Source organism: Cellulomonas sp. NEAU-ZC6 (assembly GCF_056844425.1).
Genome location: NZ_JBXFYH010000004.1, coordinates 85,842 through 109,611 on the forward strand (window position 1 = coordinate 85,842; position 23,770 = coordinate 109,611).

At 74.2% G+C, this 23,770-nt stretch carries 19 protein-coding genes; 8 read left to right on the plus strand and 11 right to left on the minus strand.

Annotated elements, in window-relative coordinates; translation table 11 throughout:
- Nucleotides 1-25 precede the first annotated feature (25 nt).
- The 5 genes from trxB to AC1050_RS16460 all read right to left on the minus strand — a co-directional run bounded on the left by trxB (nucleotide 26) and on the right by AC1050_RS16460 (nucleotide 8,499).
- The gene (trxB, locus tag AC1050_RS16440; protein WP_482388485.1) at nucleotides 26-1,087 is read right to left on the minus strand and encodes a thioredoxin-disulfide reductase; all 1,062 of its coding nucleotides are present in this window, start codon (nucleotides 1,085-1,087) and stop codon (nucleotides 26-28) included.
- Nucleotides 1,088-1,174: 87 nt separating this feature from the next.
- The gene (locus AC1050_RS16445; RefSeq protein ID WP_482388486.1) at nucleotides 1,175-3,751 is read right to left on the minus strand and encodes a protein kinase family protein; all 2,577 of its coding nucleotides are present in this window, start codon (nucleotides 3,749-3,751) and stop codon (nucleotides 1,175-1,177) included.
- Between the two features lie 124 nt (nucleotides 3,752-3,875).
- Nucleotides 3,876-5,594 carry a murein biosynthesis integral membrane protein MurJ gene (gene murJ, locus AC1050_RS16450; RefSeq protein WP_482388487.1) on the minus strand — a complete coding sequence of 573 codons (1,719 nt, stop codon included), beginning with the start codon at nucleotides 5,592-5,594 and terminating at the stop codon, nucleotides 3,876-3,878.
- Nucleotides 5,591-7,918: a DUF6049 family protein gene (locus tag AC1050_RS16455; protein ID WP_482388488.1), complete on the minus strand. Its 2,328-nt coding sequence runs from the start codon at nucleotides 7,916-7,918 to the stop codon at nucleotides 5,591-5,593. Before AC1050_RS16455 ends, murJ begins: the two co-directional genes overlap by 4 nt.
- Before the next feature lie 35 nt (nucleotides 7,919-7,953).
- Nucleotides 7,954-8,499 (minus strand): NUDIX hydrolase, encoded by a 546-nt coding sequence (locus tag AC1050_RS16460; RefSeq protein WP_482388489.1) that lies wholly within the window; start codon nucleotides 8,497-8,499, stop codon nucleotides 7,954-7,956.
- A 156-nt stretch (nucleotides 8,500-8,655) separates the two neighbouring features.
- On the opposite strand from AC1050_RS16460, the gene AC1050_RS16465 reads away from it, so the two are divergent.
- On the plus strand, nucleotides 8,656-10,143 hold the full coding sequence (locus tag AC1050_RS16465) for a CCA tRNA nucleotidyltransferase (protein ID WP_482388704.1): 1,488 nt from the start codon (nucleotides 8,656-8,658) through the stop codon (nucleotides 10,141-10,143).
- 16 nt (nucleotides 10,144-10,159) lie between these two features.
- Here AC1050_RS16465 and AC1050_RS16470 read toward each other — a convergent pair whose 3' ends face one another.
- Nucleotides 10,160-11,461: an MFS transporter gene (locus tag AC1050_RS16470; RefSeq protein ID WP_482388490.1), complete on the minus strand. Its 1,302-nt coding sequence runs from the start codon at nucleotides 11,459-11,461 to the stop codon at nucleotides 10,160-10,162.
- A 65-nt stretch (nucleotides 11,462-11,526) separates the two neighbouring features.
- On the opposite strand from AC1050_RS16470, the gene AC1050_RS16475 reads away from it, so the two are divergent.
- Nucleotides 11,527-12,006 (plus strand): hypothetical protein, encoded by a 480-nt coding sequence (locus AC1050_RS16475; RefSeq protein WP_482388491.1) that lies wholly within the window; start codon nucleotides 11,527-11,529, stop codon nucleotides 12,004-12,006.
- Nucleotides 12,007-12,170: 164 nt separating this feature from the next.
- On the opposite strand, the gene AC1050_RS16480 is transcribed toward AC1050_RS16475, so the two are convergent.
- Nucleotides 12,171-13,265, minus strand: a complete 1,095-nt coding sequence (locus tag AC1050_RS16480; RefSeq protein WP_482388492.1) for an inositol-3-phosphate synthase — start codon at nucleotides 13,263-13,265, stop codon at nucleotides 12,171-12,173.
- Complete coding sequence (locus AC1050_RS16485; protein ID WP_482388493.1) at nucleotides 13,262-13,918, minus strand: PadR family transcriptional regulator; 657 nt, start codon at nucleotides 13,916-13,918, stop codon at nucleotides 13,262-13,264. The genes AC1050_RS16480 and AC1050_RS16485 overlap by 4 nt, the downstream gene beginning before the upstream one ends.
- Nucleotides 13,919-14,191: 273 nt before the next feature.
- Between AC1050_RS16485 and AC1050_RS16490 the strand changes: the two genes are divergently transcribed.
- The 5 genes from AC1050_RS16490 to rplI all read left to right on the plus strand — a co-directional run bounded on the left by AC1050_RS16490 (nucleotide 14,192) and on the right by rplI (nucleotide 18,459).
- Nucleotides 14,192-16,519: a transglycosylase domain-containing protein gene (locus tag AC1050_RS16490; RefSeq protein WP_482388494.1), complete on the plus strand. Its 2,328-nt coding sequence runs from the start codon at nucleotides 14,192-14,194 to the stop codon at nucleotides 16,517-16,519.
- Nucleotides 16,520-16,728: 209 nt separating this feature from the next.
- Nucleotides 16,729-17,022, plus strand: coding sequence for a 30S ribosomal protein S6 (rpsF, locus tag AC1050_RS16495; RefSeq protein ID WP_454050541.1), 294 nt, complete (start codon nucleotides 16,729-16,731; stop codon nucleotides 17,020-17,022).
- Between the two features lie 61 nt (nucleotides 17,023-17,083).
- A complete protein-coding gene (locus tag AC1050_RS16500) occupies nucleotides 17,084-17,626 on the plus strand; it encodes a single-stranded DNA-binding protein (RefSeq protein WP_482388495.1) in 543 nt (180 codons plus the stop codon).
- Between the two features lie 132 nt (nucleotides 17,627-17,758).
- Nucleotides 17,759-17,995 carry a 30S ribosomal protein S18 gene (gene rpsR / locus AC1050_RS16505; protein WP_013772910.1) on the plus strand — a complete coding sequence of 79 codons (237 nt, stop codon included), beginning with the start codon at nucleotides 17,759-17,761 and terminating at the stop codon, nucleotides 17,993-17,995.
- A gap of 14 nt (nucleotides 17,996-18,009) precedes the next feature.
- Nucleotides 18,010-18,459 (plus strand): 50S ribosomal protein L9, encoded by a 450-nt coding sequence (gene rplI, locus AC1050_RS16510; RefSeq protein ID WP_482388496.1) that lies wholly within the window; start codon nucleotides 18,010-18,012, stop codon nucleotides 18,457-18,459.
- Nucleotides 18,460-18,644: 185 nt separating this feature from the next.
- On the opposite strand, the gene AC1050_RS16515 is transcribed toward rplI, so the two are convergent.
- Nucleotides 18,645-20,003, minus strand: coding sequence for an MATE family efflux transporter (locus AC1050_RS16515; RefSeq protein WP_482388497.1), 1,359 nt, complete (start codon nucleotides 20,001-20,003; stop codon nucleotides 18,645-18,647).
- Between the two features lie 303 nt (nucleotides 20,004-20,306).
- Here AC1050_RS16515 and dnaB point away from each other — a divergent pair, with 303 nt between their 5' ends.
- Nucleotides 20,307-21,677 (plus strand): replicative DNA helicase, encoded by a 1,371-nt coding sequence (dnaB, locus tag AC1050_RS16520; RefSeq protein WP_482388498.1) that lies wholly within the window; start codon nucleotides 20,307-20,309, stop codon nucleotides 21,675-21,677.
- A 253-nt stretch (nucleotides 21,678-21,930) separates the two neighbouring features.
- Here dnaB and AC1050_RS16525 read toward each other — a convergent pair whose 3' ends face one another.
- On the minus strand, nucleotides 21,931-22,929 hold the full coding sequence (locus AC1050_RS16525) for an LLM class flavin-dependent oxidoreductase (protein WP_482388499.1): 999 nt from the start codon (nucleotides 22,927-22,929) through the stop codon (nucleotides 21,931-21,933).
- A gap of 141 nt (nucleotides 22,930-23,070) precedes the next feature.
- Complete coding sequence (locus tag AC1050_RS16530) at nucleotides 23,071-23,733, minus strand: Type 1 glutamine amidotransferase-like domain-containing protein (RefSeq protein ID WP_482388500.1); 663 nt, start codon at nucleotides 23,731-23,733, stop codon at nucleotides 23,071-23,073.
- Nucleotides 23,734-23,770 lie beyond the last annotated feature (37 nt).

A 23,770-nucleotide genomic window follows, 5' to 3' on the forward strand; every position in this document is an offset into this window, starting at 1 on the left:
GCTCCCACGTGCGTGTCGGCGCTCGTCAGTGGCCCGCGGCCGCCGCTGCGGCCGCGGTGTCGGCGCCCTGGGCGCTCAGCGCGTCGGCGGCGTCGACCGTGGCGGCCTCGACGGCCGGCGGGATCTCGGCGGGGGAGGCGGGGTCGACGTCGGCCAGCGCGGCGAGGTAGTGCTGGGCGTCGAGCGCGGCGGCGCAGCCGGAGCCGGCCGCCGTGATCGCCTGGCGGTAGGTGTGGTCGACGGCGTCGCCGGCCGCGAACACGCCCGGCAGGTTGGTCCGGGTGGACCGGCCCTCGACGACGATGTAGCCGTTCTCGTCCAGGTCGACCTGCCCGACCAGCAGCTCCGTGCGCGGGACGTGGCCGATCGCGACGAAGATGCCGGTCGCGTCGTGCTCGCGGGTCTCGCCGGTGATCGTGTCGCGCAGCGTCACGCCCGTGACCTTGTCCTGGCCGTGGATGCCGACGACCTCGGAGTTCCAGGCGAACCGGATCTTCGGGTCGTTCTTGGCGCGGTCGGCCATGATCTTGGACGCCCGCAGCTCGTCGCGGCGGTGCACCATCGTCACGGACTTGCCGAACCGGGTCAGGAACGTGGCCTCCTCGACGGCGGAGTCGCCGCCGCCGACCACGATGATGTCCTGGTCCTTGAAGAAGAACCCGTCGCAGGTCGCGCACCAGGACACGCCACGGCCCGAGAGCCGCTTCTCGTCCTCGAGGCCGAGTTCGCGGTACGCGGAGCCGGTGGACAGGATCACCGCGCGGGCGCGGATGGTCTCGCCGCCGCCGGTCACGACGGTCTTGACCGGGCCGGCCAGGTCGAGGGAGACGGCGTCGTCCCACAGCACCTCGGCGCCGAACCGCTCGGCCTGCTTCTGCAGGTTGTCCATGAGGTCCGGGCCCAGGATCCCGTCGGGGAAGCCGGGGAAGTTCTCGACGTCGGTGGTGTTCATCAGCGCACCGCCCGCGGTGACGGAGCCGGCCACCACGTAGGGGGACAGGCCCGCGCGCGCCGCGTAGATCGCGGCGGTGTACCCGGCGGGTCCGGAGCCGACGATGACGATGTCGCGGACGGGGGTCTCGGTCACGGTGCTTCCTCGAGGTCGGTGGCAGTGCTCTCGGTGCGGAGAACAGATCCCGGCCGCGGTCTGTTCCGCGGCCCGGGGCGGGTGCGGTCAGGACACCGCGATGGTGGACAGCTCGATCTTGTTGGCGCCGTCCGGGGTCTGGGACAGCGACGTGAACCACAGGACGATGCTCTGCGTCTCGGTCGGCTGGGCGAGCGTGAGGACGGTCTGCGGGGTGGCCAGCGCCCCGCCGGCGAGCACGTCCCCGGCAGTCGGGTTCGCCGCGTCGGTGGACCGGACCTCGACGTTCCCGCCGGTGCCCAGGCCGTCGATGGTGATCGTCGAGACGGTCGCCGGCGCCTGCAGGGTGATCGCGAGGCCGACGGCATCCTTGAAGCCCGCGAAGTCGGGGCGGTTGTAGGTGTGCGTGTACCAGGTGGTGGCCGGGTCCCCGTCGTTGAGCCTGCCGACGAGCTCCTCGTGCTCGCCGTCGCCGTCCGACGGGTCGATGCTGGTGATGCCGGCGATGACGGGCGGTGCCGTCGCGGGCGCCTCGCCCTCGCCGTCGGCCGGCTGCTCCTCCTCCGCGGGCGCCTCCGCCGCCGGGGCGGACGCCGTGGGGGCCGGGGCCGACTGCGCGTCGTCGTCCGAGCGGAACGGCGACAGCACGTTGCCGATGGCGATGACCACGCCGACGACCACGGCGACCGCCACGGCGCCCAGCACCCAGCGGGTCGGGTCGAAGCGACGCTGCGACAGCGACTCGGCCGGCTGCTCGGCGGGGAACGGGAGGTCCCAGGCGGGGTGGCCTGGGCCGTCGTCGCCGACACCCGCGGCGACGGGCTCAGCAGGCTCGGGCTCGATCACGTCCGGGCCGGCGTCGGCCGGCGGGTCGGTCCGCGGTCCGGGACCGGCCGCCGGTGCCGCGGCAGCCGCTGCGGTGGTGCCGCGTGCGGCGAACACGGAGGTGCGGCGCGCCGGCGTGGCCGCGGGGGCGGCCGCCTCGTCGACGGGTCCTTCGACGGGCTCCTGCTCGCGGTCGTCGTCGCCGACGGCGGTGATGCCCGCGACCGCGAGGTGCGCCGCGTCGTCCGGACCGGTCGGCGGCGTCGTGCCGGCCGAGGGCGTGGGCTCGGGGGCGTCGCCGGTCGCGGCTGCGGACCCGGTGTCCGCGGTGCTCTCGGTGCTCTCGGTGCTCCCGGCGTGCTCGCTGCTCCGCGCGGACGCGGGCGGGATGGCGGGCGGGGCGGGCTCGGACCGCGGCGGGATGGCGGGCGGCAGGGCCGCCTCGGCCTCGGGCGCCGCGGGTGCCACCGGCTCGGCCGGCGACCCCGACCGCGCGGGCGGCACGGCGGCGGCCGCGGTCGCCGAGGTGGCGGCACCGGTCGGCACGGCCTCGGCCCCGGTGGGCGGCGTGACGGCCCCCGGGTCGGTGGCCGGGGTCGACCGGGCCGACTGCCGCGCCGGGGCCTGGCCCGGCTGCAGGGACGTGGGTGCGGACCCGGACGGCGTGGCGGGCGGCGGGGTCCCGGGGCGGCGGGTGCCCGGCCCCTGCGGACCGCTGAACGCGGAGCGGACCGACTGCCGCGCGACGGGCGTGGCGGCAGCGGCACCCGCGGCAGCGGCGGCGGCAGCACCGGCGACACCCGCGCCGGCGACCCCCGCCCCCCGCGCCCCGGCCGTCCCGCCGGCCGGGGTCGGCGCGGCTCCGTCCGGGGTCGGCGTGCCGTGCTGGTCGTCGCTCATCGTGCTGCTTCCCGTCGGTGGTGCGGAGGAGGTGGCGCCGTCGGCGTCCTGGCCCGGCAGGGCGGGCCAGCGGCCGGCGTCGGCGGCACGGAAGATCTCGTCGGCGCGGACCGCGTGCCAGGGCTCGAGCTCCCGGACGAGCTCGCCCGGGCTGTGCGGGCCGTCGTCGTGCGGGCCGAGAGTCACGGCGCACAGCGTGTCGAGGTCGGCCGGCACGGTGGCGACCAGGTCGACGGGCGGCAGCGGCGCGCCGTCGTGCTCCGGCGCCGCGGTCAGCCCGCTGACGACCGCGGCGGCGCCGTCGGAGGCACCCCCGTCGCGCGCGGACCAGTCGGCGAAGCTCGGCACGGCGGGAGCGGCGGCGGTCCCCGCAGCGGGCCAGCGACCGGTCAGCGCCGCGTACAGCACGCGGACCAGGCCGACGGTGTCCGCCCGGCTCATCGCGTGCGCGCTGCCGCCGGCGGCGCCGAGCAGCTCGCCGTCCACGGCGAGCCCCTCCAGCACGACCCGCCCGGCGCCGGTGAGCAGGACGACCTCGGGACGCAGCGCCAGGTGGTGCACGCCGCGGCGGCGCGCGGCCTCGAGGGCGGCCGCGGCCTCGCCCACGACGGCGCGCGCCTGGTCGGCGGCCAGGGGGGCGCGGGCAGCCAGCGAGGCGAGGCTGCGGCCCTCGACGGCGGCCGTGACCACGTAGCCGTCGTCGTCCGCGGTGCCGACGTCGAGGATGCGCGTCAGCCGCGGGTCGACGACGAGGGCGGCGCGCCGGGCGGCGTCCAGGACCGCGCCGGAGCGGGGGCCGGACACCAGCGTGACGGTGACCGGGCGGGCCAGGATCGTGTCGGTGGCCGACCAGCGCTCGGCACCCGGGAGGTCGCCGGGGCGCGGGGCGTCCAGCCGGTAGCGTCCGGCGACGGTGCTGCCGGGGCGGGCCTGCGCCACGTGGTCTCCGTCCGGTGGTCGGTGGACGCGGACGGCTGGTCCGCGCGTCGAGCCGGGCCCGCTGCGGGCCGAGGGCTCCCCGACATGCTAGACGCCGAGGGGCAGCCGGGTGCTGCGGCTCGGGTCAGCGTCGCCCGACGCGCCGCAGCAACGGTGCCGCGAGTGTGCGGAGCTCCCGGACCCGCAGCAGCAGCAGCACGCCCCCGTACACCGCGGACATCAGCACGCCGCCGAGCACGCAGGCGAGCACCGCCTGGCCCCAGGTCTGCACCGGGCCGAGCAAAGCGAGCAGGCCCAGCCCGGCACCCGCGGCGACGACGGCACCGAGCAGGGCCTTGGCGTGCAGCGCGAGCACGCGCGGCCCGTCGACGCCGCCGAGCCGACGGCGCACCGCGACCAGCGCCACCAGGGCGCCGATGCCGTACGACACCGCCATCGACGCGCACGCCGCGGCCACCCAGGACGTGTCGGGGAGCAGCGCGTGGCCCAGCTCGGTGCCGATCACGACGACGGCGGCCATCAGCACCTGGATCGGCACCATGCCCCGGGCGTCCTCGTACGCGTAGTAGACCCGCTGGCAGAGCGACCAGACGCCGAACGCCACCAGGCCGAGCACCAGCGCGACGACGGACTCCGCCAGGGCGTGCACCTCGCCGTCGGTCGAGTCGGGGAACAGGACCCGGCCGAGCGGGAACGCGAGGACGGCGATCCCCGTGGTCGCGAGCACCGTGAACACCCCGACGGTGCGCAGCCCGAGCGACAGGTCGGCGCGGACCCCGGCCGTGTCGCCGGTGGCGGCGCGTCCCGACAGCCGGGTGAACAGCGCCGTCGCCAGGGACACGGTCACCAGCGAGTGCGGCAGCATGAAGATGAGGAACGCGCGGTCGTAGACGCCGTTGCCCGCCGCGCCCACGCTGTCCACCGAGCTCGCGACGACGCTGATCCGCCACACGCCGACCTGCCCGATCAGCAGCCCGAGGAACGTCCAGGTCGCGACGCGCCCGGCGCTGCCCAGTCCGGAGCCGCGCAGCCCCCAGCGCGGGCGGTACCGGAAGCCGCTGCGGTACAGCGGCACCAGCAGCACGAGCGCCTGCACCACGATGCCCAGCGTCGCGGCCCCGCCCAGCATCACGGTCTGACCGGTGGTCCACTCGGTGATGCTCGTGTCCTCGTCGACCTTGCCGAAGACCTGGACCAGGACGAGCAGGCCCGCGACGAACACGACGTTGTTGACGACCGGCGCCCACATGTAGGGCCCGAACGACCCGCGCGCGTTGAGCACCTGGCCGAGCAGCGAGTACAGGCCGTAGAAGAACACCTGCGGGATGCACCAGTACGCCAGCGCGGTCGCGACCGCCGTGACCTCGGGGTCGGCGAAGTTCGAGTAGAACCGGACGAACAGCGGTGCGGCGGCCGTGAGCACCAGCGTGAGCCCCGCCAGCAGCACCATGCCGACCGTCAGCAGGCGGTCGACGAAGTGCTGCCCGTCCGGGCGCCGGTAGGCCCGCACCACCTGGGGGACCAGCACGGCGTTGAGCACGCCGCCGATCACCAGCAGGTAGAGGGTGTTCGGCAGCTTGTTCGCGACCGAGAACGAGTTGGCCAGGCTGCCGGTCAGGCCGATCGCCCAGCCCAGCAGCGAGGTGTTGACCACGCCGAGGACGCGGGAGGCCGCGGTGCCCGACGCCATGATCAGCGACGAGCGGCCCAGGCCGGAGCCGCCGACCACCGCGGTCGCGGGTGCGGTCGACGCCGCCTGCGGGTCGGTGCCGGCGCCGGCCGTGCTGCCCGCGGCGGTGCCGTCGGGGTCGGCGGCGGCCGCGCCGTCGGCGGGGACGGTCATGACGGGTCCTGTCGTCCGGGCGCCTCGGACGGGCCGTCGGCGGAGGTCGGGGCAGAGGTGGGGGCGGGTGCCGGGGCGACGACGGCCGCCGGCGCGTCCGGGGCGACGCGGGCGCCGCGCTTGGCCGTCTGGCCGCGCCGCACCGTGCGCCAGATGCCGAAGCCGAGCGCGAGCGCGAGCAGGGCGCCGACCACGACGGCACCGACGCTCTCGATGGTCGGGGCGACGCGCGCGGGGAAGGTCACGGGCGTGGCCAGCTCGCGCCCGGTGGCGGACACCAGGCTCACGTCGATGGTGACGTCGCAGTTCGCGGTGGCCCGCAGCGTCAGCTCCACCGTCGTGGCGGTGTTCGGCGCGACCTGGGTGATCTCGGACCGGGTGGTGTCCAGGCAGCCCTTCTGCGGCCGCAGCTCGACCCGTACGCGCGCGGCCTGGTCCAGGTCGTTGCGCACCGCGACGCTGATCTTGGCGGAGCTCGAGATCACCGTGAGCTGGTCGTTGACCAGCACCGACAGGCCGGACTGCCGTGCTCGAGCCTCGGCGATCGCGTCGTTGACGGCGGCGCCCCGGCCGTCGGGGTCGTCCCGCCAGGCGACCGCGAGTGGGGCCACGAGGTCGCCGGGCAGCCCCGCGAGGAGCGCGCCGGGGTCGTCCACCACGGCGGCGAACTCGCCGGCGGAGCGCCACTCGGCCGCCAGCGCGTTGACCCACGCCGGGGTCAGCTCCGCGCCGGACCGCTCCGACTCCGGCAGGTCCGCGCGGGCGGCGCCGTCCCCGTCCGCCTCGCCCTCGGCGTGCGCCGCGAGCACGTCCGCGACCGTGGCGGTGTCCACCCAGGGCGCGTCGCGCAGCGCCTTCAGCTGGGCCTGCGCGACGGCGGCGGTGGGCACCCAGTCCCGGGGTGTGGTGGCCAGCACGTACGTGGACGCGGCGTCCTCGGCCCGCGCGAGCACGGCCGTCTCGGCCAGCACCCGCTGCGCCGCCGTGGCCGCGGTGACGCCGGGCTGGCTCGCGGCGGGGTCGGCGAGCAGGCTGGTCAGCGTGGGGTCCGGGACCAGGGCGGTGACGGCGCCCGCGGGCGTGGGCACGGTGGTCGGGGCGCTGGCGGTCCGGCCGTCCTCGGCCGGCATCGCGTCCGGTCCCGTGACCAGCGGGGCGCCGGGGGCGGACGCAGCGGCGCGGCCCGCGGTGACCAGGTCCGGCACGTCGTCGGCGGACCACAGCACCGGCTGCGCGTCCTGCCAGAGCGCCTCGCCGGCGGCGGACGGGACGTCCCGCGCCAGCGCCAGCAGGTCGGCGGCGCTGCCGCTCGCGTGCGCGATCGCGCCGAGGTCGGGGTCCGCCCACGGCAGGCGCAGCACCTCGCGGTCCTGCGCCGCGTCGGTCAGCCCGGACAGCCAGGTCTGGGCGGCGCGGGAGCCGGTCGCCGCGTCGTCGACCAGCGCGGGGTCCACGGCCCAGGACACGAAGGGGAGGTCGCCCGTGGCCTGCAGCACCCGGGACAGCCGTCCGCCCGACGCGGTGAGCGTCGTCAGGGGGTCGTCGGCCTCGTCGGCATCCGTGCCGGCGGTGGCTCCGGGGTCCCGGGACGGCGCGGCCGCCGACGGGGCCGGGCTCGCCGTGGCCTCCGCACCGGCGCCCTCGGTGGCGCCGGCCGTCGGGGTCGGCGTCGGGGCGGGCTCGTCGCCGTCCGCCTCCTCGGCCGCCGCGGCGAGGGCCTCCGCCGCGGGGTTCGTCGCGGGCCCGACCAGCGACGCCAGCACGCCGACCCGGGCCGTGGGCACCTCGTCCGCGGTGTCCCAGAGCAGGAAGGTCCGGTCGATCCCGACCCGGCCCGCGGACGACCCGACGTCGAACGAGAGCCCGCGCGGTCCCCAGGCGTCCTCGGTGCGCAGCAGGCCGATGCTGTCCGCGGGCACGGTCACCTGGACGCTGGTGGTGGCGCCGGGCGCCAGGTCGCCCTCGAGCGTGGTGGTCGCGGCGACGTCGCCCACCGGGCTGGACGCCCCGGAGTCCGCCCAGCGGTCCAGCTCGTCGCGCTCGGACATCCGGTACCGGTAGATGCGGACGGACGCGCGCGGCTGCTCGACGACCTCGTCGCCGTCGTTGCGCAGCGTCGCGGTCACCGTCAGGTCCTCGCCCGGCGCCAGCACCTGGGGCGCGACCGACGTGACCGCGACGGAGACGGGCAGGTCCTCGGTGGCGGGTGCGGCGGGTGCGGCGCGTGCGGCGAGCGCCGCGGGGCTCCCGCCGGTAGCCGCGGGGGAGGCCAGCGCGGGCACGCCCGTGAGCGCGAGCAGGCCGGCGGACAGCACCGCCGCCACGACCGCCCGCCCGTGCCTCGCCCTGCGGCCCGGCCTCATGCCTCGCCGACGAGGACCACGTGGGCGGCCTCGGCCAGTCGTCGCTCGTTCGGGTACGCGAGCCGCGCGGGCAGGTCCAGCACCGGTACCCACGCCACGTCCTCCGCCTCCCCGTCCGGGTCGTCCTCCACGGTCAGCTCGCCGCCGACCGCCCCGAGCAGATAGTGGTGCACCATCTTGTGCACGCGCCGGTCGTCGCCGGTGAACCAGTAGTCGATGACGCCGAGCTGCCGCACGATCCGGCCGCGGATGCCCGTCTCCTCCGCGATCTCCCGGACCGCCGCCTGCTCCGGGGTCTCGTCGCCCTCCAGGTGCCCCTTGGGCAGGCACCACTCGAGCCGGCCCGCGCGGTTGCGCCGGGCGATGACCGCCGCGACGTGCACACCGCCGTCGACGCGCACCACCAGACCACCCGCGGAGGTCTCCTCCACGACGGGCAGGTGCGGGTGCCGGGTCCGCGTCGACCGCGGGTCGATCCGCAGCGCGTGGCCGCCTGGCGGCGCGGGGACGCCCGGTGGCAGGGCGCGCGCGGGCTCAGGCATGCAGGCCACTGTAACGACTCCGGCCTGCGCACCGACCGAACTCGGGCGTGCAGGACCTGTGCACGCATGCGGGACCACCGCGCGGATCTGGCAGGCTTGGTCGTCGTGCCGTCCGACGACCTGACCTCCAGCCCCGCCCCCGCCGATCCCGGCGCCGTGGTGGACGCCGGCGCGCTCGTCGCGCTGCAGAAGCGCGCGCTCGGCGTGATCGCGGGCCTCGCCCCGGCGGCGCTGGAGCTCGGCGCGCTGTTCCAGCAGGCGGGGCACGAGCTCGCGCTGGTGGGCGGCCCGGTGCGGGACGCGTTCCTCGGCCGGCCCAGCGTCGACCTCGACTTCACCACCTCCGCGGACCCCGACGAGACCGAGCGGATCCTCGCCGCCTGGGGCGACGCGCACTGGGACATCGGCCGGGCGTTCGGCACCATCGGCGCGCGCCGGCACGCCCGCCGGGGACGGAACGGCGCCGAGGCCACCGACGACGTCGTCGTCGAGGTGACCACCTACCGGTCCGACGTGTACGACCCGACCTCCCGCAAGCCCGAGGTGGCGTTCGGCGACTCGCTCGAGGGCGACCTGTCCCGCCGCGACTTCACGGTGAACTCCATGGCCATCCGGCTGCCGGACCTCACGTTCGTCGACCCCTTCGACGGCCTGCAGGACCTGGCGCGCGGCCTGCTGCGCACCCCGGTCGACCCGCGGCAGTCCTTCGACGACGACCCGCTGCGCATGCTGCGGGCCGCGCGGTTCGCGGCGCAGCTCGGGTTCGCGGTGGAGCCGTCGGCGCGCGCCGCGGCGACCGACATGGCCGACCGTCTGGCCATCGTGTCGCCCGAGCGGGTGCGGGACGAGCTGGTCAAGCTGCTGCTGTCGCCGCAGCCGCGCGCCGGGCTGCGCGTCCTCGTCGACACCGGGCTGGCGGAGCACGTCCTGCCCGAGCTGCCCGCGCTGCGGCTGGAGATCGACGAGCACCACCGGCACAAGGACGTGTACGAGCACTCGCTGACGGTCCTGGACCAGGCGATCGCGCTGGAGACCGGTCCCGACGGGGCCGTGCCCGGGCCGGACCTGGTGCTGCGGCTCGCGGCGCTGCTGCACGACATCGGCAAGCCGGCGACGCGCCGGTTCGAGTCCGGCGGCGGCGTCAGCTTCCACCACCACGAGATGGTCGGCGCGAAGCTGGTCGGCAAGCGGCTGCGGGCCCTGCACTTCGACAAGGCGACCGTGCAGGCTGTCGCGCGGCTCACCGAGCTGCACCTGCGGTTCCACGGCTACGGCGAGGGCGCGTGGACCGACTCGGCCGTCCGCCGGTACGTCACCGACGCCGGGCCGCTGCTCGAGCGGCTGCACCGCCTGACCCGGTCCGACTGCACCACGCGCAACCAGCGCAAGGCGCGCCGGCTGTCCGAGGCGTACGACGACCTGGAGGCGCGCATCGCCCAGCTGCAGGAGCAGGAGGAGCTGGACGCGATCCGGCCCGACCTGGACGGCACGCAGATCATGGCGATCCTCGGCATCGCGCCCGGGCGCCAGGTCGGCGCGGCGTACAAGCACCTGCTGGAGCTGCGCATGGAGCACGGCCCGATGAGCGAGGACGAGGCGCGCGCGGCCCTGCTGGCGTGGTGGGCGGAGCAGCCGCAGGGCTGAGTCCGCGCGGCGTGGTTCAGCGCGCGGCGGGCAGCGGGACCTCGGCCGGTTCCGTGGCGCGGGTCCGGTAGACCAGCGCCGTCCCGAGGTACGCCGCTGCCAGCAGCGCGAACACCCCGCGGGACCAGCCCGTGTCCGGCAGCGCGACCGCCGCCAGGGCCGCGGCCCCGACGAACGCCGCGTTGTAGAGGACGTCGTACAGCGCGAACGCGCGGCCGCGGAACTCGTCGGCGGTGTCCCGCTGGACGATCGTGTCGACCGCGATCTTCGCCCCCTGCGCGGCCAGTCCGAGCACCAGGGAGCCCGCCAGCACCGCCGGGTACGCGACGGTCACCGCGAGCAGGGCCTGGGTCGCCGCGGCGAGCAGCAGGCAGGCGGTGATCCAGCCGTGCGGCCCCAGCACCGGCGACACGAGCGGCGTGACGACGATCGCGAGCCCGAACCCGATGCCGGTCACCGCCGCGACGGTGCTGAACGTGACCAGGCCGGCGCGGGGGTCGCCGGGGTCCGACAGCAGGTTGCGGGAGATCAGCAGGCTCGCGATGAACACCGCGCCGTAGAGGAACCGGTGCACCGCCATGACGCCCAGCGCCCGGGCGGGCGTGCCGCGGCGCACCAGGTAGCGCGCGCCGCCGACCAGCCCGTGCGCCAGCGAGGACAGCGCCTGCCGGACCTCTCCGGCGTCCGCGCGCGCGTCGGGACCGAGCCGGTCGCGGCCCAGCCGGGTGGCGAGCAGGGCGGCGGTCGTCATCAGCGCCGCGGCGACGAGCAGGGCCGTGACGTCCTTGCCGCGCCCGTCCGGGAGCACCAGACCCAGCCCGATCCCGATCCCGGCGCCGATCCCGGCGGACACGGTGCCGAGGGTCGGGGTGATCGAGTTGGCGGTCAGCAGCAGCGGCCCGGCCACGACCCGGGGCTGCGACGCCGACAGCGCCGACAGCAGGAACCGGTTGACCGACAGCGTGACCAGCGCCAGCACGTAGACCGCGGGTCCCACGCCGGCCGTCGCCATCACCAGCGCGACGAGCAGGGTCAGACCTGTCCGGACCAGGTTGCCGACGAGCAGCACCTGCCGCCGCCGCCAGCGGTCGAGCAGCACGCCCGCCCACGGACCCACCACGGTGAACGGCAGCAGGAGCACCGCGAACGCCGCCGCGACGCCGGTGGCCGTCGTGGCGTTCTCCGGGGAGAAGAAGAACAGGGTGGCCAGGCCCGCCTGGAACAGGCCGTCGGAGCACTGGCTCACCAGGCGCACCGTCAGCAGCCGCCGGAAGTCGACCAGGGGCCACAGCTGCTTCAGATCCGAGACCACCTGCACCCGGCCAGGCTATCGCCGGCGACGGCCGCCTAGACTTGCTGCGCCCCGCGAGACCGAGGAGACCCATGAGCACCGACCCGCAGGACGCCGCGACCACGCTGCCCGAGGGCTGGTACCTGATCCCGCCGGAGACGCTCGGCACGCCGGGCATCGCGTTCGCGGCGGCGCACGGGACGCCGGACGCGGGCTTCACCGCCAACGTGACCGTCGGCGTCCAGCGGTCGGACGACCCCGGGCTGGTGCTCGCGCTCGGTGCGGAGGCGGTCCGCGCCGTCGAGGCCACCGAGCGGGAGGTCACCGTGCACCACCGCGAGCAGCGCGGCGACACCGCCGTGACGCAGGAGGTGCGCTTCACCACCACGATCGACGAGGCCGCGGTGCCGATGACGCAGCTGCAGGAGTTCGTCGCGGTGCCCGGAGCCGACGGCGGCCCGTCGACGGTGTGGACGCTGTCGGCGACGACCACCCGCGCCCAGGCCGAGGCGCTCGCCGACGGGCTCGCCGAGCTGCTGGGCTCGCTGCGCGCGGAGATCGCCGCCGGCTGAGGCGCCGGCCCCCACGACCGACGAGGCCCCGGCGACAGGACGTCGCCGGGGCCTCGGGTCGTGCAGGGGAGATCAGCGCTCGATCTTGCGGTCGCGCTGATCCTGCGCTCCGCACAGGGCGGGACGCTCGCTGCGCTCCCGCCCACCCTGTGCTGCGCTCCGGATCAGCGCTCGATCTCGCCGCGGATGAACTTCTCCACGAGCTCCCGGCCGTGCTGGTCCTCGTGCTGGACCGGCGGGGACTTCATGAAGTAGGTCGACGCCGACAGGATCGGGCCACCGGTGCCCCGGTCGAGCGCGATCTTCGCGGCGCGGACGGCGTCGATGATGATGCCGGCCGAGTTGGGGGAGTCCCAGACCTCGAGCTTGTACTCCAGGTTCAGGGGCACCTCGCCGAACGCGCGACCCTCGAGACGGACGTACGCCCACTTGCGGTCGTCGAGCCAGGCGACGTAGTCCGACGGGCCGATGTGCACGTTGCGGTCGGCCTTCTTGCCGGCCAGCGGGCCGTCCTGGATGTTCGAGGTGACGGCCTGCGTCTTCGACACCTTCTTGGACTCCAGGCGCTCGCGCTCGAGCATGTTCTTGAAGTCCATGTTGCCGCCGACGTTCAGCTGGTACGTGCGGTCCAGCACGACGCCGCGGTCCTCGAACAGGCGGGCGAGCACGCGGTGCGTGATCGTGGCGCCGACCTGCGACTTGATGTCGTCGCCGACGATCGGGACGCCGGCGGCCTCGAACTTCGCGGCCCACTCCGGGTCGGACGCGATGAAGACGGGCAGGGCGTTGACGAACGCGACGCCCGCGTCGATGGCGGCCTGCGCGTAGAACTTGTCGGCCGCCTCGGAGCCCACCGGCAGGTAGGACACCAGGACGTCGACCTTGGCGTCCTTGAGCACCTGGACGACGTCCACGGGCTCCGCGTCGGACTCCTCGATGGTCTCGGCGTAGTACTTGCCCACGCCGTCGAGGGTCGGGCCACGCTGCACGGTCACGCCGAGCGGCGGGACGTCGGCGATCTTGATCGTGTTGTTCTCCGACGCCACGATCGCCTCGGACAGGTCGAAGCCGACCTTCTTCGCGTCGACGTCGAACGCCGCCACGAACTCGAGGTCGCGGACGTGGTAGTCCCCGAACTGGACGTGCATCAGACCCGGCACCTTGGTGCTGGGGTCGGCGTCGGCGTAGAACTGCACGCCCTGGACCAGCGACGAGGCGCAGTTGCCCACACCGGCGATCGCAACGCGGATGGAGGTCATCCTCGCTCCTTCTCAGAGGGTTGTGCCGCGACGATGGGGTCATCCTCGACAGCGTTCGTGCGGGCGTCGGTCGGCTGACCGGCGCCCCGGGGACGGGCGCTGCGATCGCTGCGCTCGTGGTCGATGAGGTCGTCGAGCCAGCGGACCTCGCGCTCGACCTGCTCGAGGCCGTGCCGCTGGAGCTCGAGCGTGTACTCGTCCATGCGGACGCGGGTCCGGGCCACCGACTCGGTGATCTGCTCGAGGCGCTCGGCCATGCGGGTGCGCCGGCCCTCGAGGATCCGCAGCCGGGTCTCGCGGTCGGTCTGGCCGAAGAACGCGAACCGGAAGCCGAAGGTCTCGTCCTCCCAGGCCGCGGGGCCGGAGGAGGCCAGCACGTGCTGGAACTGCTCCTTGCCCTCGGCGGTCAGCTGGTAGACGATCCGGGCGCGCTTGCCGGCCAGGCCGTGCGCCGGCGCCTCCTGCGGGTCGGACCCGACGATCCAGCCGCGGGAGACCAGGGCCTTGAGGCACGGGTACAGCGAGCCGTAGGACAGCGCGCGGAACGAGCCGAGCAGGACGTTGAGCCGCTTGCGGAGCTCGTACCCGTGCATCGGGGAGTCGTGCAGCAGGCCGAGGATGGCCGACTCGAGCACGTCGGAACGTCCGCGCACGGCAGGCCTCCTCTCGGCGTTCGCGCCACGATGTATCGAACTGATACATCGTGGAGAGTAGGGCGAAGGGCGCGTTCCGGGCAACACCTCGCGTTCACCCGGCGTGCCGGGGAGGGGGGCCCGGGGCGTGGGCGGCGTGGCGATCGCGTGAAAGTCCGCGGCCGATGTCGCCGGAGACCGGGACCGGTGGGGGCCGCTCTTGCATACTGATCCGGGCCCGGACGGCTGCTGCCGCTCGTCGCCCCCCTCACCCGTTAACAGGAAGGCAGTGCGTTGGCAGGCTCGAACCGACGGTCGGCACCGGCCGGTGCCGCCACGTCCGGCGGCCGCCGGCGCCTCGTCGACTACCCCCGGCGCGGCTACCGCGGCCTGCACCGCTGGCTGCCGTCCTGGCGGTTCGTGGTCGGCACGGTCACCGTCGGGATCTTCCTGGTGCTGGGGCTGGTCGTGGCCGCCTACGCGCTGACCGACGTGCCGGACCCGGACGAGTTCGCGCAGGAGCAGGCGTCGACCGTCTACTTCGCGAACGGTGCCGAGATCGGCAGCTTCCAGGGCCCCAACCGGAACCTGGTGGACTACGAGTCCCTGCCGGCGCACGTCGGGCAGGCCGTCGTCTCGGCCGAGGACCGGACGTTCTTCGAGAACCAGGGCATCTCGATCACCGGCATGGCTCGCGCCTTCCTCAACAACATCCAGGGCGGCGCGACCCAGGGCGCCTCGACCCTGACCCAGCAGTACGTCGAGCGCTACTACGTCGGCGAGACGACCACCAGCTACGTGGGGAAGGCCAAGGAGGCCCTGCTGGCGATCAAGATCGCGCAGTCCGAGACCAAGGAGCAGATCCTCGGCCGGTACCTCAACACGATCTACTTCGGCCGCAACGCGTACGGCATCGACGCCGCCGCGCAGGCCTACTTCGGCAGGCCCGCCGCCGAGCTGGACGTCTCGCAGGCCGCGTTGCTCGCCGGCCTGATCCCGTCGCCGAACAACTGGGACCCCGCGGCGAGCCCGGAGAAGTCCGAGCAGCGCTGGAACTACGTGCTCGACGGCATGGTCCGCGACGGCTACCTCACGGAGGCCGACCGGTCGGCGCTGGTCTTCCCCGAGACGATCCCGTACACGCGCAGCGACCGGTTCGGCGGCACCGTCGGGTACCTCATGGAGTACGTCGCGACCGAGCTCACCGCCACCGGCTCGATCACCCAGGAGACGCTCGAGACGGGCGGGCTGAAGATCACCACGACCATCGAGCCCGACGTCCAGCAGGACGCGCTCGACGCGATCGGCAAGCTGCGCAGCGGCGAGATGTCCGACGGAGAGCTCCCCGCCGACGCGATGAAGATCGGCGTCGTGTCGGTCGACCCCGCGAACGGTGCCATCGTGTCGATGTACGGCGGACCGGACTTCCTCGCCGACCAGATCAACCGGGCCACGCGCGGCAAGGTCCAGGGCGGCTCGACGTTCAAGCCGTTCACGCTGATCGCGGCGCTCGAGAACGGCATCCCGCTCTCCGAGCGGTACCCCGGCTACTCGCCGCAGGACTTCGACGGCTGGGAGGTGAACAACTTCGGCGGTACGGACTTCGGCACGATCGACCTGGTCAAGGCCACGGAGCAGTCCGTCAACACGGTGTACGCCCAGCTCAACCTCGCGGTCGGTCCCGAGAAGACCGCCGAGGTCGCCCAGCGGGCCGGTGTCACCTCGCCCGTGAACAGCACCCCGTCCAACGTGCTCGGCACCGACGACGTGAGCCCGCTCGACATGGCGTCGGCGTACGCGACGATCGCCGCCCAGGGCGTCTACCACAAGCCGTTCATGGTGGCCGAGGCCGCCTACCCCGACGGCGACCTGGCCTACTCCGGCGAGACGCAGCCCGTGCAGCAGTTCGACGCCGGCGTCATGGCCGACACCACGTACGCGATGACGCAGGTCGTCGAGAACGGGTCGGGAGAGAACTACATCGGCCCGATCGACCGCGACATCGCAGGCAAGACCGGCACCTCGAACGAGAACAAGTCGGCCTGGTTCGTCGGCTTCACCCCGCAGATCGTGACCGCCGTGGCGCTGAGCCAGGTCGGCGAGAACGGCAGCGACCCCGTCACGATCACCCCGTGGGGCGGGGTCCGGGAGGTCACGGGCGGCACCTGGCCGTCGGCGCTGTGGGCCGAGTACATGACCCCGGTGCTGCAGCTCCCGAAGTACGCCACGCCGACGCCGTTCCCGGAGCGCGCGAACGTCAACGCGGCTGCCGTGCCGACGCAGGAGCCCACCACGCAGGCGCCGGTGGAGACCCAGGCCCCCGAGCCCGAGCAGCCGACCGCCGTGGCGGTGCCGTCGGGCCTGACCGGGACGCTGTCCGGTGACGCGCAGGCGGCCGTCAGCAACGCCGGGCTGGTACCTGCGGTGACCGAGGTGGACTCCGACCAGCCGGTGGGGACCGTCGTCGGGATCAGCCCGGGCGAGGGCTCGCAGGTGGCACCCGGTTCCACCGTGACGATCCAGGTCTCGCGGGGCCCGCAGCAGCCCCAGCCCGGGCCGACGCCGACCGGCGGACCCGCCGGCGGCCAGAACCAGGGCCAGGACCCCGGCACCGCTCCCTGACTCCGGGCCGGTCCCACCGACAGCCCCCCGACCGCCGTGGCCCGCGCCACCCGGCCGGGGGGCTGTCGGCGTCCGTGGGACCAGGTAGACTGACGAGCTGCTGTGCCCGTCCGGCCGTCGCAGATCGACACCTCGGGTCCGGGCACCGCGACGCACAACACCCTCCTGCTACGGAACGACCGTGGCCGCCGAGACCAGAGGAGGTGGGTATGAGCCTGCGTCAGTACGAGATCATGATCATCCTCGATCCCGACATCGAGGAGCGCACCGTCGCTCCGTCCCTCGACAAGTACCTGTCGGTCGTCAAGACCGACGGTGGCTCCGTCGACAAGGTGGACATCTGGGGCCGTCGCCGCCTGGCCTACGACATCAAGAAGAAGTCCGAGGGCATCTACGCCGTCGTCGACTTCTCCTCGACGTCGGACACCGCCAAGGAGCTCGACCGTCAGCTGGGCCTGAACGAGGCCGTCCTCCGCACGAAGGTCCTCCGCCAGGACGCCTGAGTGTCGGACCGCGCGCGTACCGTGCGGACCCACCCCCTTCCGACGAGAACGAGGAGCTGGCATGGCTGGTGACACCACCATCACGGTGATCGGGAACCTGACCGCCGACCCGGAGCTGCGGTTCACGCCGTCCGGCGCCGCGGTCGCGAACTTCACCGTGGCGTCCACGCCGCGCACGTTCGACCGCCAGAGCAACGAGTGGAAGGACGGCGACACGCTGTTCCTCCGCTGCTCGATCTGGCGGGAGGCGGCGGAGAACGTCGCCGAGACGCTCACGAAGGGCACCCGGGTCATCGTCTCCGGTCGGCTCGTCCAGCGGTCCTACGAGACCCGCGAGGGCGAGAAGCGGACCGTGTACGAGCTGCAGGTCGACGAGGTCGGCCCGTCGCTCCGCTACGCCTCCGCCAAGGTCACCCGCACCCAGCGCTCCGGCGGTGGCGGCGGTGGCTTCAACGGCGGTGGCGGCGGCGGTGGCGGCTTCAACCAGGGCGGCGGCGGTGGCGGCGGCTTCAACGGTGGCGGCAGCCAGGCGCAGGACGACCCGTGGGCCACGCCCGCGGGTGGTGGCGGCGCCGGCGGCTACTCCGACGAGCCCCCGTTCTGATCGACCGGTCCTGACCGGCTGATCCCCCCCGCCGACCCAGGTCGGCACCCCACGGGCGCGCGCCCGCACAAGCACACCCCATCCCGGGGCACGGCAACGCCCCGGGCTCCACACAGAACAAGGAGCACCACGATGGCCAAGGCCGTTGTCCGGAAGCCCAAGAAGAAGCAGAACCCGCTCAAGGCGGCGAAGATCGAGTCGGTCGACTACAAGGACACCGCTCTGCTGCGGAAGTTCATCTCCGACCGCGGGAAGATCCGCGCCCGTCGCGTGACCGGCGTGTCCGTCCAGGAGCAGCGCGCGATCGCGCGTGCCGTCAAGAACGCCCGCGAGATGGCCCTGCTGCCGTACTCGTCGTCGGCGCGCTGAGAAGGAGCAGACAGATGTCCAAGCTGATCCTGACCCATGAGGTCACGGGCCTCGGCGCTCCCGGCGACGTCGTCGACGTCAAGGACGGGTACGCCCGCAACTACCTCGTCCCGCGTGGTCTCGCGACCCCGTGGAGCAAGGGAGCCGAGAAGGAGGTCACGGCGATCCGCCGTGCCCGCAAGGTCCGCGAGATCGAGACCCTCGAGGAGGCGCGCGCCGTGCGTGACTCCCTCCAGGGCAACCCGGTCACCGTGTCGGCCAAGGCCGGCGAGGCCGGTCGCCTGTTCGGCGCCATCACGACCGCCGAGATCGCCGACGCCGTCAAGGCGGCCGGCGGCCCGTCGATCGACCGCCGCAAGGTCGAGGTCGCGCAGCCGATCAAGGCCACCGGTGAGTACGAGGTGCAGGTCCGCCTGCACGCCGAGGTCTCCGCGAAGCTGACCGTCAAGGTCGTCGCGGCCTGATCTGAGCAGCACCGACGAACGCCCCGCCTCCGGTTCACGCCGGGCGCGGGGCGTTCGTGCGTCTACGGGCGCGTCCGAGGTCGTCACATCGCGGCGAGGTCGTCCCGCACGAGTGACGACCTCGCCCGGACATGACGACCTCACCGTCCGCACCCGTGGGCGGGTGCGCGTCGAGCCGCCGGACGTCACACCCCGGTGACCATCCAGCGGTCGCCGCGCGCCCGCAGGCCGGTGGTCACGGCGCGGGCGAGCATGAACACGCCCGCGAACGCCGCCCACAGCCATGCCAGCCCCGCCCAGCCCTCCGGGGCCCACGCGCGCACCGCGAGTGCCACGGGGACGTAGGCCACCAGCGTCACCAGCCCGGCGGCCGCCAGGAACCGCCCGTCGCCGGCTCCGATCAGCACGCCGTCCAGCACGAACACCCAGCCGGCCATCGGCATCAGGACCGCTGCCACGACCAGGCTCACGGTGACGGCGTGCCGGACCTCCGGGTCGGTGGTGAAGAGGGCGGACAGCCACCAGCCCCCGAGCCCGGTCAGGACGCCGAGCACCGCGCCCGCGCCGACGCCCCACGCGAGCATCCGGCGCAGCAGCGCCCGCGCCTGCGGGACGTCGCTCGCCCCCAGCGCGTGTCCGACGAGGGCCTGCGCCGCGATGGCGAGCGCGTCCAGCGCGAACGCGACGAAGCCCCAGACGGCGTTCACCACCTGGTGCCCCGCCAGGGCGACGGGACCGAGGCTGGTCGCCACCCACACCGTCAGCAGGATCGCGGCTCGCAGCGACGCGGTGCGCAGCAGGAGGGGGGTGCCGGCGCGCACGCCCGCCAGGATGCCGCCGGGCGCGGGCGCCAGCGACGCCCCGGCAACCCGGGCTCCGCGGACGACCACCGCGACCAGAGCGGCACCCATCCCCAGCTGCGTCAGCGCCGTCCCCAGCCCCGAGCCGGTGATGCCGAGGCCCGCCCCGTAGACCAGCACGACGTTCAGCACGGCGTTGACGAGCGCCCCGACCCCGGCGACCACGAGCGGCGTCCGGGTGTCCTGCAGGCCGCGCAGCGCGCCGGTGGCGGCCAGCACCAGCAGCATGCCGGGCAGTCCCGGTGCCGAGGCCCGCAGGTAGAGCACGGCCTGGTGCGCCACGTCGCCGGTGGCGCCGAGCGCACCGACGGCCCACGGGGCCGCGACGACGGCGACGACCGCCAGGACCACGCCGAGCCCGGCGGCGAGCCAGAGCCCGTCCACGCCCATCTGCAGCGCTCCGGCGCGGTCACCGGCGCCCGACCGCCGGGCGACGGCCGCCGTGGTGGCGTACGCGAGGAACACGCACAGGCCGACGACGGTCACCAGCAGGGTCGAGGCCAGCGAGAGCCCGGCGAGCTCGGTCGTCCCGAGCCGGCCGACGATGGCCGAGTCGACCAGCACGAACAGCGGCTCCGCGACCAGCGCCCCGAGCGCAGGCACGGCCAGACCCAAGATTTGTCGGTCGACGGTGGACGCCGGGTGTCCGAGGCGTGAAATGAGGCCCAACTTCTTCCTGTCCACACCGGTGAACGGCGTTTGCGCGGGTGAGAAGCCCTGTCTGGGGACGGATTCGGACTTTGTCCACACCTGTGTCCACGGACTGTGGACAACGCAGGGCTGCGGTCCACAGCCTTCCACAACCTCGTCCCCAGGCCCTGTGCGCGACTCGCTTGATCGCACCCGGTACGACGCCTACTGTCGCGACGCGCGCGGGTCCGACATCGACCCCACCGACGTCACCGGGCCCAGGTCCAGCGGCCGCGGGCGTGTCGGAGGCCGGTGCTAGAACGGTCGCGACGGACCAGGACGACGAGGGGCTGCACGGTGACGATCGAGGATCTCGACTACGGGGCACCGGCGGGTCAGAGCCGGGCCGGGTACGACCGGATGCCCCCGCAGGACCTCGACGCGGAGCAGAGCGTGCTCGGCGGCATGATGATCTCGAAGGACGCCATCGCGGACGTCGTCGAGGAGATCCGCGGCACCGACTTCTACCGGCCCGCGCACGAGGCCGTGTACGACGCGATCCTCGACCTGTACGGCCGCGGCGAGCCCGCCGACGCCGTCACCGTCGCCGACGAGCTGACCAAGCGCGGAGAGATCGGCCGCGTCGGCGGCGTGCCCTACCTGCACACGCTCATCGCGATGGTGCCGACCGCCGCCAACGCCGGCTACTACGCCCGCATCGTCAAGGAGCGCGCCGTCCTGCGCCGCCTGGTCGAGGCCGGCACCCGGATCGTCCAGCTCGGCTACGCCACCGACGGCGGTGACGTCGACGAGATCGTCAACAACGCCCAGGCCGAGGTCTACGCGGTCAGCGAGCGGCGCACGACCGAGGACTACCACCGCCTCGGCGAGGTGATGGGCAGCACCCTCGACGAGATCGAGTCCGCCGGGCACCGCGGCGAGGGCATGACCGGGGTCCCCACCGGGTTCGCCGACCTGGACCGGCTGACCAACGGCCTGCACGCCGGCCAGATGATCGTCATCGCCGCCCGCCCCGCCATCGGCAAGTCGACGCTCGCGCTGGACTTCGCCCGCGCCGCGTCCATCAAGCACGGCCAGGCGTCCGTCGTGTTCTCGCTCGAGATGAGCCGCTCCGAGATCACGATGCGTCTGCTGTCCGCCGAGGCGCGCGTGCCGCTGCAGAAGCTCCGCACCGGCGCCATGGGCGACGACGACTGGCAGAAGCTCGCCCAGATCCAGGGCAAGCTCACCGAGGCGCCGCTGTTCATCGACGACTCGCCCAACATGTCGCTGACCGAGATCCGCGCCAAGTGCCGCCGGCTCAAGCAGAAGCACGACCTCAAGCTCGTCATCATCGACTACCTGCAGCTGATGTCGTCCGGCAAGCGCGTCGAGTCCCGTCAGCAGGAGGTCTCCGAGTTCTCGCGTGCGCTCAAGCTGCTCGCCAAGGAGCTCGAGGTCCCGGTCATCGCGCTGTCGCAGCTGAACCGTGGTCCCGAGCAGCGCACCGACAAGAAGCCGGCGATGAGCGACCTGCGTGAGTCGGGCTCCATCGAGCAGGACGCCGACATGGTCGTGCTGCTGCACCGTGAGGACGCGTACGAGCGCGAGTCGCCGCGTGCGGGCGAGGCCGACCTGATCGTGGCCAAGCACCGTAACGGCCCGACCGACGTCATCACCGTGGCGTTCCAGGGGCACTACTCGCGGTTCGTGGACATGCAGGCCTGACGCGGTCGGGTACCGGGGTTCACCGAGTTCGGGAATCGGCCGGCGTCGTGGGAAAGGCTGGGAAGGATCGGGCTTCGAGTTGGAATCTGAGGAATCCGCGGGGCCTCGGGGCCGACGGGGCCCGTTCGAGGTCGCGCTGCGGCGGATCGCCTACGGTGCGGAGCACGACCACCGGTGACGACCGCCGGCCGTGGCGGCGTACCAGGGCTGCGCACCCCGGCGTGGACCTGGGGACCCCGGCCCACGAGCGGGACTACAGGACGACGTGGGACGCGAGCAGCTCGACGGACCGGATGCGCGCGGACGTCGTCAGCGAGGAGTGCGCGACGATGACCTCGTCGGCGTCCGCCGTGCGCGCGAAGTCGGTGACGTACTCGGCGACATCGGCGCCGGTGCCGACGCCGGTGTAGGTCGTCATGCTCGCCACCTGCGCGCCCACGGGAGCCGCGAGCAGGAGGTCCAGCTCGTCGTCGTCGAAGGTGTGGCCGACCGGGATCTGGCCGCTCTGGCGCAGCATCATCAGGAGGCGCGCGCGCTTGACCTGCTGGTGCTGCTCGTGGGCGTCGTCGCGGTCGTCCGCCGCGATGGCGTTGACCCCGGCGATCACGTACGGCCGCTCGAGCTGCTGCGACGGCTGGAACTCGCGTCGGTAGGCGGCGACCGCGTCGTGCAGCGCGGCCGGTGCGAAGTGCGAGGCGAAGGCGTACGGCAGGCCCAGGGCGGCGGCGAGGTGGGCGCCGAACAGCGACGAACCCAGGATGTACAGGGGCACGTGGGACCCGGCCCCCGGGGTGGCGGTGACGCCAGGGACGCGCGACTCGCCGGCGAGGAAACCCTGGAGCTCCACGACGTCCTGCGGGAACTGGTTCGACGCGGCGGGGTCACGCCGCAGCGCCCGGAAGGTGGCCTGGTCGCCGCCGGGTGCACGTCCGAGGCCCAGGTCGATCCGCCCGGGGTGCAGGGCCTCGAGGGTGCCGAACTGCTCCGCGATGGTCAGCGGCGAGTGGTTCGGCAGCATGACCCCGCCGGCACCGAGACGGATCGTCGACGTCTGGCTCGCGACGTGGGCGATGAGCACCGAGGTGGCGCTGGACGCGATGGAGCTCATGTTGTGGTGCTCGGCGTACCAGACGCGCCGGTAGCCGCTCTTCTCCGCCTGCTGCGCCAGCGCGACGGATGCCGCGAAGCTCTCTGCCGCCGTCTCGCCGGGGGCGATGGGGGCCAGGTCGAGGACAGAGAGAGCGAGCGTCATGGTCGAGGTAACCGCGGGCCCGCCGGTCGTGTTCCTGTGCGCCGCGAGACGGAGGTCACGCGACACGACCACCGTTCGCACCGAGCGGGAGTCGGCTCGAGCCGCGGTGGGGCGCCGGGACGCCGGGACCCACCGAGGGGGCTATCCGCCGAACCGCGTCCACTCGCCCTCGGACACCACCTCGACCGCCCCGTCGACGACCGCGATCGCCGTCTGCTCGTCGATCGCGTAGGCCGGCCCGTCGATGCCGGCGGCCCACTGCTCGGCCACGGCCGGGGTGTTGGTCGGGAACGCGTTGAGGTGCGGGAAGATCGAGAACGGGACCAGCCCGAGGGTGCGGTCGTCGGGCGCGCCCGCCCACTCGACGAACAGCTCCCCGATCCGCGGGGTCATCACCATGCTCCCGGCGCTCACCCCGACCCAGACCAGGTCGGGCAGCGTCGGCAGCAGGTCGGCCAGGCCGGATGCCCGCACCCAGTGCGCGAGGTAGGTGGCGTCGCCGCCGTCGACCAGGAGGACGTCGGCCTCCCGGACCCACGGGACCCACCGGTCCGGGCCGACGGTCGGCAGCGCGGTCAGCTCCAGGACGCCGAGCGACCCCCAGCCGAGGCCGTTCAGGTGCTCGGTGCCCGGGTCGGCGGCGACCAGACGGCGCACCGAGTCCGGGCCGCACATCGGGTGCCCCCACTGGGCGGTGGGGACGCACAGCGCGCGGGACTCGGCGACGGGCCGGGCGAGCATGCGGTCCAGCGCCGCGCGGATGCTGGGGTTGGTCACCCCGCCCGAGGTCAGCAGGAGCTTCACGGTCGCCCTCCCCGTCCGCGCCGCCGGTCGCCCGCCG

Coding starts and splice junctions, on each gene's coding strand:
- rpsR (WP_013772910.1), top strand. CDS start 17,759: ATGGCCAAGGCCGTTGTCCGGAAGCCCAAGAAGAAGCAGAACCCGCTC.
- AC1050_RS16480 (WP_482388492.1), bottom strand. CDS start 13,265: ATGACCTCCATCCGCGTTGCGATCGCCGGTGTGGGCAACTGCGCCTCG.
- AC1050_RS16525 (WP_482388499.1), bottom strand. CDS start 22,929: ATGACGCTCGCTCTCTCTGTCCTCGACCTGGCCCCCATCGCCCCCGGC.
- rplI (WP_482388496.1), top strand. CDS start 18,010: ATGTCCAAGCTGATCCTGACCCATGAGGTCACGGGCCTCGGCGCTCCC.
- AC1050_RS16475 (WP_482388491.1), top strand. CDS start 11,527: ATGAGCACCGACCCGCAGGACGCCGCGACCACGCTGCCCGAGGGCTGG.
- AC1050_RS16500 (WP_482388495.1), top strand. CDS start 17,084: ATGGCTGGTGACACCACCATCACGGTGATCGGGAACCTGACCGCCGAC.
- AC1050_RS16460 (WP_482388489.1), bottom strand. CDS start 8,499: ATGCCTGAGCCCGCGCGCGCCCTGCCACCGGGCGTCCCCGCGCCGCCA.
- rpsF (WP_454050541.1), top strand. CDS start 16,729: ATGAGCCTGCGTCAGTACGAGATCATGATCATCCTCGATCCCGACATC.
- murJ (WP_482388487.1), bottom strand. CDS start 5,594: ATGACCGTCCCCGCCGACGGCGCGGCCGCCGCCGACCCCGACGGCACC.